Genomic DNA, 15,500 nt, shown 5'->3' on the forward strand with positions numbered 1-15,500 from the left:
GGGTTTTACACTGTCACTTCTTTCGCAATATCTTTTCGTTCAATCATAGACATGATGACATAAGCAGACAGCGCCAAGGCGAAATACCCGCCGATCAAAGGCAACAACGTCTGGTCATAAAATTGACCAACCAACGCGCCCAGTGACATGGACACAAAAGTTGTTCCTGCCCCAATGATGGATGAGGCAACACCCGCGATATGCCCTACAGGTTCCATCGCCATTGCATTGGCATTGCCGAACAATATCCCCATAAAGAAGAAAATTGACGCCATTGACACCATGAACAACACGAAAGGCGGATGCCCGGACGTGAAATAGAGATAAAAGAAAAAGCTGCCACTGCTGAGGATCATGGCGATCAAGGCAAACTTCATCATGGAACGCATGCCATATTTCACGACCATCTTGCCATTAACGATTGATGCCGCCCCGACAAAAAGCGCCAACATCCCAAAATAAAGCGGGAACAATTCATCAATCTGGAAAATATCGGCATATAACAATTTGGCCGTATTTAAGTAAGCGACCAAACAGGAAAAAGCCAAACCGCCAACAATCATATAACCACAAGAACGTCTATTACCCAATGTAAAACGCGCCCCTTGCAGAATTGTCATCAGGCTAAACGATGTGCGTTTTTCCTGAGGATGCGTTTCGGGTTGTCGTAAGATTAACCAAACGAGTGCGACAAAAGCCAACAAGGCAAACAGGAAAAAGATCGCATGCCATGTGCCGAACACCAAAATCCCGGCGCCAAGTGCCGGTGCAATGGCTGGCATAATAATAAAAATCGAAATCACAAACGACATAATCCGCGCCATTTCACGACCGGAATACTGATCACGCACCAATGCAATAGAGATCGTGCGCGGCCCGGCAACACCAAAGCCTTGCAAAAAACGTCCCCACAATACAATTTCGTAAGTGGGTGCAAAGGCGGAAACCAATGCCCCAACAATAAACAAGATCAAACCAATGTAAGTCGCAGGCTTACGTCCAATGCTGTCGGAAAGCGGGCCGTAAAACAATTGCCCAATCGCCATGCCCAGAAACAGAACACCGACCAGCAATTGCAACCGGTTTTCATCGACAATGTCGTAACTGGCCCCAACGGCATGGAAAGCGGGAAGAATGGCATCAATCGCCAGCGCAACCAGCGACATTAAAAACGCCATTAAAGCGATAAACTCGCCCGTATGTTGATTATGTGTTTTCATGGACCGGGTTATAGTCCTTTGTGACACAAATGAAAGTGAGAAATCTCACAAAGTCAGCGTTTTATCAGCCCATTCGCCATTTGACGTCCACCCAGCTTGCAAAACACATCTTCCAGTTTGGAAAATATCTTCTTTCTGGTTTTTACGGCATTAACCACATCAATCAAACGGCGACGATAAAAGAGAATGGTTTCTTCCTGATTTTCAGAATCGTCATTCAACCAATAAACCATTGTTGCACTATAAACAGCGGCCAAAGAAGCCCGTTTGGTATAATAGTTGAAATCAACCGCATCATCACCGCACCCCCACCACATCTCGTCCACAGCTTTCCAGACGACCTGCACACCTTGGGGCGCATGCTGGGGCATGGCGTAATAGGACATGGCCTTGCGCACCGCTTCACGATAGGGGGCTTCAATCGCCAGACGAACTCGCATGGCGATTTCCAGTCGATGACCGATCCCTTTGTCACTTAAATCCTGATCAACCAATTCTGCAGCCATGCGGCGATTTATATAATCTGCAAAATGGGCAAGGATATCATTGACCCCATCAGGAAAAGCACGCACGGCCATGGATGCGTCAAACCCGGCCTCAATCGCACCGGCTTCAATGGCTGCGTCTGTCCATCCGTCAAACACCACATTGGGAAGTGTTGCCAGCAAAATGTCGTCTTTTACCTTGATGTCCTGCACCGTCTTATTCCTGATTGATTGCCTTTTGCATTTCCTCAACATAGCCGAATGTCGACAGGTCGTCCATACGTTGCGGATAAAGAATTCCATCCAAATGATCATATTCATGTTGCACGACACGGGCATGAAATCCGCTGGCTTCGCGCTCAATCAAAGTCCCATCCAGACCAAAACCACGATATTTGATCTGCGTAAAGCGATTGACCTTCCCCGTCATGCCCGGCAATGAAAGACATCCTTCAAAGGCAGCATTCATCTCTTCACCAATGGGCTCAATCTCGGGATTGATCAACACCGTCAGGGGAAGACCGTCTTCGATTTGCGCATCACGACCACGCGGCACATGAAAGATCATCACACGTAATGGCACATGCACTTGTGGTGCAGCCAAGCCTGCCCCGTTTGCATCCTTCATCGTTTCAATCATATCATCGACAAGACGTGCAATTTCCGGGGACTGAATATCATTCACTTCCGCAGATCTGGTCCGCAAGACCGGATGCCCCATTCTGGCAATTTTTAGGATCACGTATCACACCTGTTTCTATTTAAGAACTTCATCTAGGATGGACATAAAGTGGGGCAAATCAATCGGCTTTGTCAAATAACGATCAAAACCGGCCTCCTGTCCCTTGCTGATCGTATCCGATAGCGCATCTGCACTTATTGCAAAGACTGGCATATCTTTCACATCTTTCAGCGCACGAATTTCACGAACAGCCTGAAAGCCATCCATCCCCGGTAAATTAATATCCATCAGTACCAAGTCCGGTTTCTGGGCCTGCAACATGGTTAAGCCAATTTCCGCCGTATGTGCAGAAACCATACGCAAATTTGGGATACAATCCACAATCCCCGCCATCAAAGACAAGTTTGAGGGATTATCTTCCACATACAACATTGTATATTGGTTTTGAGGGGCACAAACCGACCGTCCATCGACTTGTTGCAACTGAACAGAGGCAATATTCGATTTTTCTGAGGTAACAGACGCCGGGAAATCCAGCCAAAATGCACTCCCCTCGCCATAATTGCTTTCAAAACCGATCCGTCCGCCCATTTCTTCCAGTAATTTTTTTGTCAGTACAAGCCCAATCCCCGTGCCTTCAATCACACCGTCTTGCCCCGCAGCCCTTTGGAAAGGTTGGAAAATCTTTTCTTTATCGCTCTCGCGGATCCCAATGCCATTGTCGCGTATCGTCACCCGTACAAAACCATCAGATGTCCGCATTGTGTCAATCCAGACGGTCCCATTTTCCTGATTATACTTGGCCGCATTGGACAAAAGATTCAGCAAAGCCTGTTTCGCCCGTAGCGCATCCGCCCAAATCAATGGCAGACCGTCAACAGAACGATCCTCAATCTTCACATTATATTTTTCCGAAAAAGCGGACGCATAAGGCAAACAAATATCAATCAGGTTTTTAAGGTCAACATCTTCGGCAATAATTGTGAGTTTACCCGCTTCAATTTTCGACAAATCAAGAATTTCATTCACCAATTCCAGCAAATGTTCCCCGCCAAGACGAATGTGCTTCAATTGCATCAATTGCCGCTCACTCATGTTTGCTTGACCGTTGCTCTCCAATAATTGCGCAAAGCCCAGGATCGCATTAAGCGGCGTTCGTAACTCATGGCTCATATTTGACAAAAAGTCTGATTTTGCACTATTTGCGCTTTCTGCTTCTTTGACAGCAACACGCAAGGCTTCTTCCGTTTTGACCTCTTGTGTTACATCCGACCCGGCGCCTATGTACCCCTTAAATACGCCATCCCCTTCAAAAAGAGGTTTCCCCTTAATTTCGATACAGATCTCGTCTGCACTGCGCCCTCGCACCCAATAACGAATGGAAAAGGGTTTATGGTCGTTCAATGACTCAAGATGTTCCGACCACACCTGCGAAACATCTGGTATCTTCATTTGATTTTCGACAATCTCCAATCGGCTCTTGCCTAGAACGTCCTCATGCGTGAGATCGAACAGCTCATAAAAACGTTCAGAAATAAACGTCACTTTATGATTCTCATCCGTTTCCCAGAACCAATCAGATGCGGCTTCTGCCGCATTGCGAAAACGCTGTTCGCTCGTCATCAAATCTTGTGTACGCTCTGCGACCAACACCTGTAACTGATCGTGATGTTCTTGCAGTCTTTGTTCCGCTTTCTTCTGTTCCGTCACATCAATGACCGTACTGAGAATGGCTTTTTGCCCCTTCCACTCAATCAGACTATTGATGGATTCAAGGGTTATAACGTCACCGCTTTTGGTTAAATAATCTGCAACATGGTGTGTATCAATCTGCTCACCTTTTTCTTTTGCCAAGCGATATTCATATAGACGTTCACGCTCATAAGGGGCGATCATCTTTTCTACCGAACCAACGGCTAAAAATTCTTGCGCACTGTCATAGCCGCACATTTTTACCAAAGCCGGGTTTACGAATACAAATTCCCAGTGACGATGGATACAAATCCCTTGAATGGATCCCTCCACCAAATTTTGAAAGTCGATTTGAGCTTGCTTTTTTCCCGTAATATCAAGCCCTGTTCCCCGATATCCCGCAAACTCCCCTTTCTGGGTCCAAATCGGTTGTCCACTCAGGCTAATATGTCGAATGCCCCCATCCGGTCTCATCCATCGCGTTTCAAAATCGCAATAGGGTTCATGGCGTTCCAACTGTTTTAAGTGCGCCAACCATTGCGGTGTCGAAATATCATGCTGCCTACCGTGAATTTCACGCCGTGTATGCCCGATAATCTGCGCTGGCCTCAGGCCCAAAACGTCTTCGACTTTACCACTCAAATAAACAAAACGGTTATCGGGCCCGCTTTCCCAGAACCAGTCTGCCGCCGTATCCAGAAACATTTCATAACGTTCGATACGATAACGTTGATATAGATCATTCAGGCAAAAATTTAAGGATTTTTCGATGGCATTTAGCGCCGTTTCGAACACGTGCGCCGTGCTGGAAATCTCCAGATTAAAGTTCACACCGCCTTCTATATGTAAATCGACATTTCGAACATTCTCAATCGGGTGAGAATCGTAGCCCACTTGCAAAACGATTCCACCTGTTGGTTTGCTGATAACAATCCCCACTTTAAATGCTTCTGCCAACTGCAAAGCATATTCTTTGAATTCCGATATATAATTTGTGGGTAAATCCATTCAGAAACTCTCATTGCCGCTTGATACAAATATAACAGAAAAGTTTCAAAAGCCGACAAATATTCTACACACCGATAAAACCCTTTACGTCAACGCTTTCATATGGTAGAGACCCGCTTCCTTTTACATGAGATGAAAAAGGACCGGGATTTTGGCCCGGATGTTATTTTTTATAAGGAGGCCCTGACCATCGTACAGGTAGTAGTTCGCGACAATAATGTCGACCAGGCACTGAAAGCACTGAAAAAGAAAATGCAGCGCGAAGGCGTTTTCCGTGAAATGAAACTTCGCCGTCACTTCGAAAAGCCGTCTGAAAAGAAAGCTCGTGAAGATGCAGAAGCTGTGCGCCGCGCGCGTAAGCTGGAGCGTAAGCGTCTGGAACGTGAAGGCTTCTAAACACCTTCCCTGTTAAAAGGGATGATTGTTTAACTGACTATTTTCTTCCAACACATGTCATGCCTGATCATGTGTTCGGTTTATATACTACTTGAAAGGTGGTGATGTGGGCGCTTGATTTGTTTTGACCAAGACGAAACGAATCGTGGCTCATTATACCCAAAAAAAGGCGAAGCGCTTGATAGCAGCTTCGCCTTTTTTCTTGCCCCCCGGCCTCAAACTTTCTGTATATATCCTTTATAAGCCTGATCGGCATACAGAATATGCGCTAACAACCAGCTTTTTAAAAAGTCATGGATATTCTGCCCAATTGCCCCCAAGGCACCGTCGCTGGTGCGAAAACTTTCTTTGGCAGACTGCAACCAATCGCGAAATTCATCATGCTGGCGCATATGGGAATCCAAATCAGGATAGGCCCCCGCCTTCATCTTTTCTTCTTCGTCTGCAAAATGTTCGCGCACATAAATGTCCAGCTTTTCAAACGTCACCGACATGGCGCTCGCATCCATATCCTGATCATCCAGACGGTCAATCAAAGAAAAGATTTCCTGATGCTGGCGATCAATTTCCGCATCGCCCACACTGTATTCATCACTCCAAACCAAGCGTGTCATTGTTCCCGCCTTGATATTTCAGGTGGACCTTTATACCAACTTTTTAGTGAAACACGCTTGACCCTGCTCAAGTCCTAAATTGCAGTAAAAACATCCTGCATATTCACAACCGTACAATATTCGCCATCCAGGACGGACAAATATAGTTGATGAACATCTTCTGCCGCCCATTCCTTCCCCGTACGGTCAACCACTGGGACGGCCGTGCAGGCATCGGCGACAAGATAGGTCTCAAACCCCAGACAGCCTGCGTGACGCACCGTCGCATCCACACTGTTATGGGTGACGACACCACAGACCAACAGCTTCTTGCACCCTTCCATTCGCAACATGGACCCTAGTCCCGTTCCGATAAAGGCACAATTGACTTCTTTTTCGATAATGATCTCACCCGGTAAGGGTGCAGTTTCCGGTTTAAAGGCGTTGGTCGGCGCATACGTATGAAAGGTCGAAGCCGGATTGGCCTCATTATGCTTGATATGAAAGATGGGCCACTGACGCGCCCGCCACAGAGTCAGCAAGTCGAGAATACGAGTTTCATAGGCCGGATTATTTTTACCGTCCCAAACCGGTTCATCAATTGCCTTTTGCATATCAATAATCAAAAGTCCGGTTTCGTTATCGAGTTCCATATCGCGCTTGCCCCATAATAAAGAAAAGGCCGCTTCCTTCGGGAAACGGCCTTTCACTATAGACGTTTGAAATCACTTTCGCCAAGAGGCGTTGCGATTTCTTTTGCCTTTTTGACTTACTTAATACTTTGCAGCAACGTGTCCAGTGATGCTTTCGCATCGCCATAGAACATGCGGGTGTTTTCTTTATAGAACAGCGGGTTTTCGATACCGGAATATCCCGTCCCCTGCCCTCGTTTGGAGACAAACACCTGCTTGGCTTTCCAGCATTCCAGAACCGGCATCCCGGCAATGGGAGAGTTCGGATCATCTTGCGCTGCCGGGTTTACAATATCATTGGACCCGATAACAATCGCCACATCGGTTTGTGGGAAATCTTCGTTGATTTCATCCATTTCCAGAACGATATCATAAGGCACTTTGGCTTCCGCCAACAAAACGTTCATGTGACCGGGCAGACGACCGGCAACCGGATGAATGGCAAAACGAACTTCTTTGCCTTGTGCCCGCAGACGCTTGGTCAATTCAGATACAGACTGTTGTGCTTGCGCAACCGCCAGACCATAGCCCGGAATGATGATAATGCTATCCGCATCTTCCAATGCAGACACCACGCCGTCAGCATCAATGGCGATCATCTCGCCTTCGACTTCCATCGCCGGGCCACCGTCACCGCCGAACCCGCCAAGAATGACCGATACGAAATGACGGTTCATCGCCTTACACATAATGTAGGACAGAATAGCACCACTGGACCCAACCAGCGCCCCGGTCACGATCAACAGATCGTTGCCCAATGTAAAGCCGATCGCTGCAGCCGCCCAACCGGAATAGGAGTTCAACATGGAAACCACAACCGGCATATCGGCACCGCCAATGCCCATGATCAAATGCCAACCAATGAAACCGGCAATCAAGGTCACCAGAACCATTGTCCAGATCCCCGCATCATTGCTGAACATAATACCAAGGATCAAACAGGCCAGTGCTGCCGTTGCGTTCCAAACGTGGCCACCGGGTAACTTGATCGGTTTTCCGTCGATCTTACCCGCCAGTTTACCAAAGGCCACAACGGAACCCGTAAAGGTCACAGCCCCGATAAAGATACCGAGAAAGACCTCAACCTTTAAAATAGAAATCTCAACAGCGGTTTTATGCGCCAGTTTCAAGGCAAAACCTGTCAACACTTCGCGTGCTGCTTCGTCCATACCCAAAACGGATTGCAGTTCCAGTTCTGCGTTCAGGCCGATAAAGACAGCAGCTAACCCCACAAAGGAATGGAGTGCGGCAACCAATTGCGGCATCTCGGTCATTTGCACCTTACCGGCCACATACCAACCGATCACGGAACCAATAACAATAGCCGGGATCAACCAGCCCAAACTGCCTGCGGTAAAGACGGTCATCAAAACCGCAACCGCCATACCAACGATACCGTACCAAACGGCACGTTTCGCTTTTTCCTGATTTGAAAGTCCGCCCAGAGAAAGGATAAACAAGACGGAAGCTGCAATATAAGCAGCGGTCAAAATACCATAAGTCATTGTTTTATTTCCCCTTAAGACTTCTCAAACATAGCCAGCATACGACGGGTGACAAGGAAGCCCCCAACGATATTGATCGAAGCAATCAAGACAGAAATCGTCGCCATAATCACAACCAGTGAACTGCTGGACCCGATCTGCAAAACCGCCCCCAAAATCACAATCCCTGAAATGGCGTTGGTTACTGCCATCAACGGCGTATGCAAAGCATGGGAGACATTCCAAATAACTTGGAAACCAACAAAACAAGACAGTACGAAAACGATAAAATGGTTCATAAAGCTGGCGGGTGCATAAGCGCCAACAAGCAACATCAACAAACCACCAACGCCCAGCATAATCACCTGTTTCTTCGTTGCGTCTTTGAAGTCGGCAATTTCTTTTGCGCGTTTTTCTTCCGGTGTCAGTTCTTTGACCTCCGGTTTCTTTTGCGCCGCAATCGCTTTGACTTTCGGCGGTGGTGGCGGGAATGTGACCTCGCCTTCAAACGTCACCGTGGCTCCACGGATGACATCGTCTTCCATATTATGATTAACCTGTCCGTCTTTTTCCGGTGTCAGGTCCGTCATCATATGGCGGATGTTTGTGGAATAAAGGGTCGATGACTGGGCCGCCATGCGTGATGGAAAATCTGTGTAACCGATAATCGTGACACCGTTTTCGGTGACCACTTTCTCGTCCATAACAGTTCCTTCAACGTTGCCGCCGCGCTCTGCCGCCAAATCAACGATAACAGACCCTGTTTTCATGGCTGCAACCATATCGGCCAGCCACAGTTTTGGTGCTTCGCGGTTGGGGATCAAGGCTGTAGTAATAACGATATCGACTTCGGGGGCCAGTTCGCGGAATTTAGCAAGCTGAGCCTCACGAAATTCAGGGGAAGAAACCGATGCATACCCACCTGTGGCGGCACCATCTTGTTGTTCTTCTTCAAAATCCAGATAGACAAACTCCGCACCCATTGATTCAACCTGTTCGGCCACTTCCGGGCGCACGTCAAAAGCATAGGTGATCGCCCCAAGCGATACAGAGGCACCAATTGCAGCAAGACCGGCGACACCCGCGCCCACAACCATAACCTTGGCGGGTGGAACTTTACCGGCAGCCGTAATCTGGCCTGTAAAGAAGCGACCAAAATTATTCCCGGCTTCAATAACCGCACGATACCCGGCGATATTTGCCATAGAGGACAAAGCGTCCATTTTTTGCGCCCGTGAAATACGCGGCACCATTTCCATCGCAATAACGTTCGCACCGGCTTCTTTTGCCGCTGTCATACCTTCTTCGTTTCCGGCAGGATTGAAGAAGGAAATCAAGGTTTTTCCCTTAACAAGGTACTTTAACTCGCGCGTTTCCGGTTGGCGGACCTTGGCGATAATATCCGCCTTTTCCCACAAACCTTTGGCTGTTTTAATGACTTCGACACCCGCTTTTTCATAAGCTTCGTCAGAAAAACCAGCCATAACGCCTGCACCCGATTGAATGGCGCATTGATATCCCAGTTTTTGAAGCTGAAGAGCGGAGTCAGGAGTCATCGCGACCCGCGCTTCCCCCTTAACGATCTCTTTCGGTGTCCCGATTATCTGTCCGTTTTCCATGTATCCTCACAGTTCTTGGTCCTTCCCTGACGGAAGATTTCTCAACACATTTTATTGCGTTGTGTCACTCGCACGCGCAGCAAAAAGTATTTTTGTGGGTTTCCCCTGAACAATTAGAGCGTAACCTTCCCCAGTCTCCCAACTGGGAAACTAAGAATAGGATACGCGAAATTCATTTTTTAGTCCCGCTTTTATGCCTTGGTCATACCAATACCTGCAACCCCTTCATTTAAACAAATGTAATTTTAGTTGCGCATTGCAACATTGCATCATTCTAATTTACAAGCTTTATAACGCTGTAAATCGAGGGATCGCCGGCCCTTCTAAGGCGCATAAAATGGGGATTTTTTATGCTGCTCCGCAGCATCTTGGCAAGAGGACTCGCCAAAAGTTACTGTGACTTAATTGCAACAGCACTCGGAGTCGGCCTCGTGAGGATAAAGGTTGCAGTTGCAACCATAATAACTGCAAGTGAAACAATCACATACAAATTTTCACTTATCAGTAGGGAGAATCCAACGGATAGGGCCATGAAACTGACTGAAACAATTTTGGCTTGCCGGGAAATCGCTCTTTGATCAAACCAATTTCGCAGGTGATGACCAAATCGGGGATGAGTGAACAGCCAGCGTCGTAGCTTGGGAGAACTTTTACTAAAGGCCCACACAGCGACAAGTAAGAACGGGGTTGTCGGCAAAAGGGGAAGGATGACGCCTACAAACCCCAGCCCGGTAAAAACCCAGCCTATTGCTAGAAATATATGACGTTGACTGTTCGTGCTCATGTTTCTTATTTGGGTGTCTCCACCCGGCTTTCAACCCGAAAAAAGCATCCTAAGTATTCTTACAGAGTAAGTTCACCTAAAAAACGGGCAAAATTATGACATGAACGACCTAATTGACTTTCAGAGACGTCTGCGTCGTGATCTGTGACAAGGTTTGCGCCCGACGTTGACCTTCCCGTCCCAAAATCGTCGGCGCATCCACACCTCCCAATTCTTCATCCAAGGACGGGGAAAGATCACCTGCAGCCAGCAAGGCATAATAACGCCCACAACACACCCGCAAAAACGATGTGAAATTTCCCAGATCGTGTTCGGCATCAATCGATTCATGGTAAAGTTTGGTGATCAATTGATTAACCGTCATCGCATCGCGATAGGCAATTTCATTTAATGTTTGCCAGAAGAAGTTTTCCATGCGGATACTTGTTGCCACACCATCTATACGCAATGATTTCGACTGACTGACCCAAAGGTCACTCTCGGCCCCAATAAATAGCTCACACATGGAAAACTCCCGTCTCTTTCATTTCGATTTAGAATAACGCCATAAACTGCTTTAGCCAATCCGGATGGGCCGGCCAGGCCGGTGCAGTTACCAAATTCCCGTCAGTAACAGCTTGCGTAACTTCAATATCGGCATAGGTACCGCCTGCCTGTGTAATTTCAGGTGAGCAAGCCGGATAGGCTGAGCATGTACGACCAGATAGAACACCGGCGGCACTCAACAACTGTGCCCCATGACAGATCGCAGCAACCGGTTTATTGGTTTCAAAAAAATGTTGGATCATCCCCAGAACAAGGGGGTTCAAACGCAAGTATTCCGGGGCGCGCCCACCGGGGATCACCAAACCATCATAAGAGGCGACATCCACCTCATCAAATGTCGCATTCAGTGTAAAATTATGCCCGCGTTTCTCCGAATAAGTTTGATCCCCTTCAAAATCGTGGATCGCCGTTGCGACATGATCACCAGCCTTTTTATCCGGGCAAACCGCGTCCACCTGAAAATCACACGCCATAAGCGCCTGAAACGGCACCATTGTTTCGTAATCTTCGGTGAAATCACCTGTAATCATCAATAACTTTTTACCCATTGTAAAACCTCCATTTTTATCATTCAGGTTCGCAACAGTATCAAAAATGCCATGATTGCGGGTATTACAGGAATACCACATTTCACAAAAAAAAGCGTGCACTCCAAGGAGACACACGCTTTTTTATAAATTGTCTAAGTTTTCTGATTAAAAAGGTTCTGTATACCAAAGATTTGTAAAATTTACGATTACATATTTAATATCAGACACTTATATAACTCCCAACAAAACACATAAAAGAAAATGTTAATTTTTAAGAGATTCTAGCACCAAAACTTTACATTTTCGATCATTTTTTGAGCGGACAATTGGTGTTGAAGTGCAAGACACCGAAGGTGGCTCACTTCAACACCAATTGTCCGCAACCAAACCTTATTGACATTTAGAATAAGAAAGAATGATAATCGTTTTGAAAGGGATAGACCGATTGAGAAAGCCCTTTTCCTTCCCGCAAGGGGCTGTTGTGGTAACGGATAAACCATAAGGTTAAATGGCGATCGGCCAAAAATCATCATGTTTTGCAGCGGTTATGTTTTCGGACTTTCCGCTGATTTTGTTTTTAGCAAGCAACAATTATTACCAAGATTTTGTAGAAAAAATTAGATTCAACATATTTAAGCTACTTCATTGCTTGTAGCTGAACGGGCGGCATCCCCCGCTAACCTAATTATCGCCTAAACCTTCTATCCAAGTATGCGCTTTCACGTAGAAATAGCCTTCTCCAAAATCAGACAAGTTTTGAACCTTCTCTAAATGGAATTCATAGGCATCAAAATTGTCTTCAGATGCATAACATAAAGCTAACAAGATATGAGCTTCAATTCGAACCAATAACATGCCAGTTTCAATCGATTTTTCCATCACAAGCAGTGCAATCTCTTTGCATTCATTCCAATTTTCTAACTTGGAATGGATCCAACCAATTTGAAGCAAACATTCAATTTCAAACTCAGTTTGATTAAAACTCCGAACCTTCGCTAATGTATTCAATGCTTCTTCTAAAAGTTCTTCTAGCGGGTCTTCTTGCTGCTGCACCTTAACGATTAGCAGCGCAATTAATGCTCGCGCTTCACCTCTAAAATTCTCCTGAGACACAGCAATCTCAAATGACTTTTGAGCCAGTATCAATGCGAACTCAAATTGATCACTCAACATTGCTGTTATTGCCCCATAACTTAAAATCATGGAGGCTCCCGACTCACTAGTGGCACTATTTAAACCTGGAACAAAATGATCAAACGCGTCATCCTCACCAAGATAACCTTTCAGTTTCAAACTATATGAATTCAGCCTATAGATAACCTCATCTCTCTGCTCTTGAATGGTCGGGTTATCCATATAAAAGCCAAGACGATCGTGAATACTGTCAATTAACCTTTTTGCAGTAATGAGCTCTCCCATTACCAAGTAGCGTTCAATTTTGTTAAATCGAGTCATAATTTGACTCATTAGATTTCCATGTTCTTGATCAACGACATCAACTGCTTCAAGAACTTCAAGACTTCGATCAAATTGGCATAATCGTGCTTGGCAGTTTGATATTGTGCTCATTATGAAGCCGTCGATCATAGGTGAACCAGTATTCACTCTGAGATTTTTGTCTGACCTGAAGCCTTCTAATGCAAACAGTAATTCGACATATTGTGCTTTCTTATAGAATAGATTTGCTTCACATAGCCTATATGCTTCATAGGCTTCGATATATTGACCACTCCGGCTTAGATGATAAACCCTTTCCAATTGTTCGAATGCAGTTCTTGCCGGCAGCCAATTAGCGATCAATTTTGCATGAATATTTTTCTTATCTTCAACTTTATCATAAATAAGATTTCTCAAGATGGGATGCATTGATACCGTTTGCTCATTCAAAACAGCAATTAGGCCAGCATTCTCGAGAGTACCCAGCATTCTATCGAAGCCCTCATCGACTTCTATTGCGTTTTGAATAATATTTATTTGTACATCACCAGAACATGCAGCAATCAACTCCAAAATATGGTTTTCTTCTTCTGGTAACACCTCAAGAATACGCAACAGAATATTCTCTGTCATTCCATCATTATCTCTTAGTTCAGGAGTTCGATGTGTTAGTAAGAACTGACCAAGCAATTTTATAGCCAAAGGGTGGCGCCCAGTCTGAAGCGACAAAGATAACAATTCTTCCTTCTCACCTTTGACACCTATATAAGAAAAATACGAAATAACATCGTCTTCACTGAAGCCATTTAAGAGTTTATATTTAGTGCCTTCACTTACAGGCAGTAACTCTTGAGGAGTAGTTCGAGTCGTAATTAGGATTTTGGCTTTGTTTTCAGTTAAATTCACCCATGATATAAACGCCCTGCATAACCCGTCCATACATCTTTTAGAAGAAGGGTCAACTTCTCGTTCAAAGCCGTCTAAAACAATGAGTACTTCATGGTTATTCAATAGTTTTTGTAAAATAGCTAATGCTTCAGCTTCATTATTTATCGAAAGACCGTCACCTTCGATCCACTTATAGATATGCGCTAAAAAAGCCTTAAAATTCGCTTCTTGTTCGTAAAAACTCCACCAAAATATTGGAATGTCTCGTTTTGCAAATTGCTCTACTTTTTCTACCCAATACCTAGCAAGTGTCGTTTTACCCATTCCGCCTATTGCATTGATAACCAAGACATTCTGATCACTCCCCAACCAAGTATTTAGCATTTGAATGTCATTACCCCTTCCCCAAACGACATCAGGTAACTTGAAATCGTGGCAAATCATTTGACCAGTTGGGTTCCGGTCAATATCTTTAACTTGCCTTGCATAGTGATCAATCAGACTTCGCTGAAAAATCAATCCTTTACTAAAAACCGCATCTAAATCCTGTTTCGTCAACTTACCATCATTCACCCCTGACGAAGCAGAGACCACCATATGATATAACTCGAAACGAGTTTGAGCTATTAAGTCAGGAAAGACATTCATATCGACCGCAATTTCTCTTAAGCTTTCCTCTACTTGAGATTCAATTTCATTTACATCTCCGAGGTTCATGGCCCAGAAAAACTTTTTGATAATCGTTTCTTGAAATTTCTTTTCACTGATACGGGATAAGTGTTTTTTCAACCTATCCAAAGCTGTTCTATCAACATCCTTTATTTTACTTTTTTCGTAATCATCTAAAGGTCTTTGAATTAGGGCTCTGATTTCCGATCTATCATGAAGGTAATCGCCTTGAACATCATCTAATTCATGAAGCTTGTTCCACACATGAATTCCATTGGGGCCTGTTAACAAATTGTGATCGGGCTCCACACCAAGCGAAGCAGTCGTCATGTAGGTATAAGTTAGATCAACGCCAGCATTGTCGGCGCGCGCACTCAAAAAGTTACCGACACATACAGCAGCTGGCCTATGTGAGAGCTTAAGTTCTTTGCTGTAATCCTTAACCTGAAAAATTTTTGCGAACCCACGGGTTATGAGATCAAAATCTTCACGACCTTCAACAACTAAAAGATCCTCATCAGACATTCTCAACCATGCTAAAACAGTTAGCCAATGCTGATATTGAAAGCCCCGGTTTGTAGCATGTGCGCGTCGTGAACTTACTGCTTTAAGGGGAATGCATTTACCTGCGATGTTTTTTCCTAGGTTGAGTAACTCTTTTAAACTTTTCACCACTCCCCCCCAAAAAAAATGAAACAAAAGTTGTTTCATTGGCACTGAGCACAATTAAAACTTAAGGCAATAACAGAGAATTAAATCACACCCAAAAGACGCA

13 protein-coding genes are annotated in these 15,500 nt (G+C 45.2%); 1 reads left to right on the forward strand and 12 read right to left on the reverse strand.

All coding sequences use genetic code 11. The features are described from left to right. Nucleotides 1–5: 5 nt before the first annotated feature. Genes ACN0VA_RS06480 through ACN0VA_RS06495 form a run of 4 tightly spaced genes read right to left on the reverse strand, consistent with a single transcriptional unit; the run spans nt 6 to nt 5,087 of the window. Nucleotides 6–1,220 (reverse strand): multidrug effflux MFS transporter, encoded by a 1,215-nt coding sequence (locus ACN0VA_RS06480; protein WP_417820371.1) that lies wholly within the window; start codon nt 1,218–1,220, stop codon nt 6–8. A 53-nt stretch (nt 1,221–1,273) separates the two neighbouring features. Next, a complete protein-coding gene (locus tag ACN0VA_RS06485; RefSeq protein WP_417820372.1) occupies nt 1,274–1,918 on the reverse strand; it encodes a COQ9 family protein in 645 nt (214 codons plus the stop codon). 4 nt (nt 1,919–1,922) lie between these two features. Continuing rightward, nucleotides 1,923–2,447, reverse strand: coding sequence for a peptide deformylase (gene def / locus ACN0VA_RS06490; protein ID WP_417820373.1), 525 nt, complete (start codon nt 2,445–2,447; stop codon nt 1,923–1,925). A gap of 15 nt (nt 2,448–2,462) precedes the next feature. Further along, entirely contained in the window at nt 2,463–5,087 is a 2,625-nt protein-coding gene (locus ACN0VA_RS06495) for a PAS domain S-box protein (protein ID WP_417820374.1), read from the reverse strand. Between the two features lie 132 nt (nt 5,088–5,219). On the opposite strand from ACN0VA_RS06495, the gene rpsU reads away from it, so the two are divergent. Beyond that, the gene (gene rpsU / locus ACN0VA_RS06500; RefSeq protein WP_188664864.1) at nt 5,220–5,483 is read left to right on the forward strand and encodes a 30S ribosomal protein S21; all 264 of its coding nucleotides are present in this window, start codon (nt 5,220–5,222) and stop codon (nt 5,481–5,483) included. Nucleotides 5,484–5,698: 215 nt separating this feature from the next. Here the strand turns inward: rpsU and ACN0VA_RS06505 are convergent, their stop codons facing one another. The 8 genes from ACN0VA_RS06505 to ACN0VA_RS06540 all read right to left on the reverse strand — a co-directional run bounded on the left by ACN0VA_RS06505 (nt 5,699) and on the right by ACN0VA_RS06540 (nt 15,436). Then, a complete protein-coding gene (locus tag ACN0VA_RS06505; RefSeq protein WP_188664828.1) occupies nt 5,699–6,097 on the reverse strand; it encodes a bacteriohemerythrin in 399 nt (132 codons plus the stop codon). Nucleotides 6,098–6,171: 74 nt separating this feature from the next. After that, nucleotides 6,172–6,729, reverse strand: a complete 558-nt coding sequence (locus tag ACN0VA_RS06510) for a cysteine hydrolase family protein (protein WP_417820375.1) — start codon at nt 6,727–6,729, stop codon at nt 6,172–6,174. 116 nt (nt 6,730–6,845) lie between these two features. After that, on the reverse strand, nt 6,846–8,273 hold the full coding sequence (locus tag ACN0VA_RS06515; protein WP_417820376.1) for an NAD(P)(+) transhydrogenase (Re/Si-specific) subunit beta: 1,428 nt from the start codon (nt 8,271–8,273) through the stop codon (nt 6,846–6,848). Between the two features lie 14 nt (nt 8,274–8,287). After that, nucleotides 8,288–9,871: a Re/Si-specific NAD(P)(+) transhydrogenase subunit alpha gene (locus ACN0VA_RS06520; RefSeq protein ID WP_417820377.1), complete on the reverse strand. Its 1,584-nt coding sequence runs from the start codon at nt 9,869–9,871 to the stop codon at nt 8,288–8,290. Nucleotides 9,872–10,262: 391 nt separating this feature from the next. Next, nucleotides 10,263–10,655 (reverse strand): YbaN family protein, encoded by a 393-nt coding sequence (locus ACN0VA_RS06525; RefSeq protein WP_417820378.1) that lies wholly within the window; start codon nt 10,653–10,655, stop codon nt 10,263–10,265. A gap of 109 nt (nt 10,656–10,764) precedes the next feature. After that, nucleotides 10,765–11,160, reverse strand: a complete 396-nt coding sequence (locus tag ACN0VA_RS06530) for a ribbon-helix-helix domain-containing protein (RefSeq protein WP_417820379.1) — start codon at nt 11,158–11,160, stop codon at nt 10,765–10,767. Nucleotides 11,161–11,188: 28 nt separating this feature from the next. Continuing rightward, complete coding sequence (locus tag ACN0VA_RS06535) at nt 11,189–11,749, reverse strand: DJ-1/PfpI family protein (RefSeq protein WP_417820380.1); 561 nt, start codon at nt 11,747–11,749, stop codon at nt 11,189–11,191. A gap of 663 nt (nt 11,750–12,412) precedes the next feature. Continuing rightward, a complete protein-coding gene (locus ACN0VA_RS06540; protein ID WP_417820381.1) occupies nt 12,413–15,436 on the reverse strand; it encodes an NB-ARC domain-containing protein in 3,024 nt (1,007 codons plus the stop codon). Nucleotides 15,437–15,500: the final 64 nt, after the last annotated feature.

Origin of the sequence: Terasakiella sp. (assembly GCF_048267425.1) — a bacterium.
GTDB lineage: Bacteria > Pseudomonadota > Alphaproteobacteria > Rhodospirillales > Terasakiellaceae > Terasakiella.

What these genes read in the sequence shown, in the direction of transcription:
- ACN0VA_RS06480 (WP_417820371.1), bottom strand. Translation starts at nt 1,220, where the DNA reads ATGAAAACACATAATCAACATACGGGCGAGTTTATCGCTTTAATGGCG.
- ACN0VA_RS06495 (WP_417820374.1), bottom strand. Translation starts at nt 5,087, where the DNA reads ATGGATTTACCCACAAATTATATATCGGAATTCAAAGAATATGCTTTG.
- rpsU (WP_188664864.1), top strand. Translation starts at nt 5,220, where the DNA reads ATGAAAAAGGACCGGGATTTTGGCCCGGATGTTATTTTTTATAAGGAG.
- ACN0VA_RS06505 (WP_188664828.1), bottom strand. Translation starts at nt 6,097, where the DNA reads ATGACACGCTTGGTTTGGAGTGATGAATACAGTGTGGGCGATGCGGAA.
- ACN0VA_RS06510 (WP_417820375.1), bottom strand. Translation starts at nt 6,729, where the DNA reads ATGGAACTCGATAACGAAACCGGACTTTTGATTATTGATATGCAAAAG.
- ACN0VA_RS06515 (WP_417820376.1), bottom strand. Translation starts at nt 8,273, where the DNA reads ATGACTTATGGTATTTTGACCGCTGCTTATATTGCAGCTTCCGTCTTG.
- ACN0VA_RS06520 (WP_417820377.1), bottom strand. Translation starts at nt 9,871, where the DNA reads ATGGAAAACGGACAGATAATCGGGACACCGAAAGAGATCGTTAAGGGG.
- ACN0VA_RS06525 (WP_417820378.1), bottom strand. Translation starts at nt 10,655, where the DNA reads ATGAGCACGAACAGTCAACGTCATATATTTCTAGCAATAGGCTGGGTT.
- ACN0VA_RS06530 (WP_417820379.1), bottom strand. Translation starts at nt 11,160, where the DNA reads ATGTGTGAGCTATTTATTGGGGCCGAGAGTGACCTTTGGGTCAGTCAG.
- ACN0VA_RS06535 (WP_417820380.1), bottom strand. Translation starts at nt 11,749, where the DNA reads ATGGGTAAAAAGTTATTGATGATTACAGGTGATTTCACCGAAGATTAC.
- ACN0VA_RS06540 (WP_417820381.1), bottom strand. Translation starts at nt 15,436, where the DNA reads ATGAAACAACTTTTGTTTCATTTTTTTTGGGGGGGAGTGGTGAAAAGT.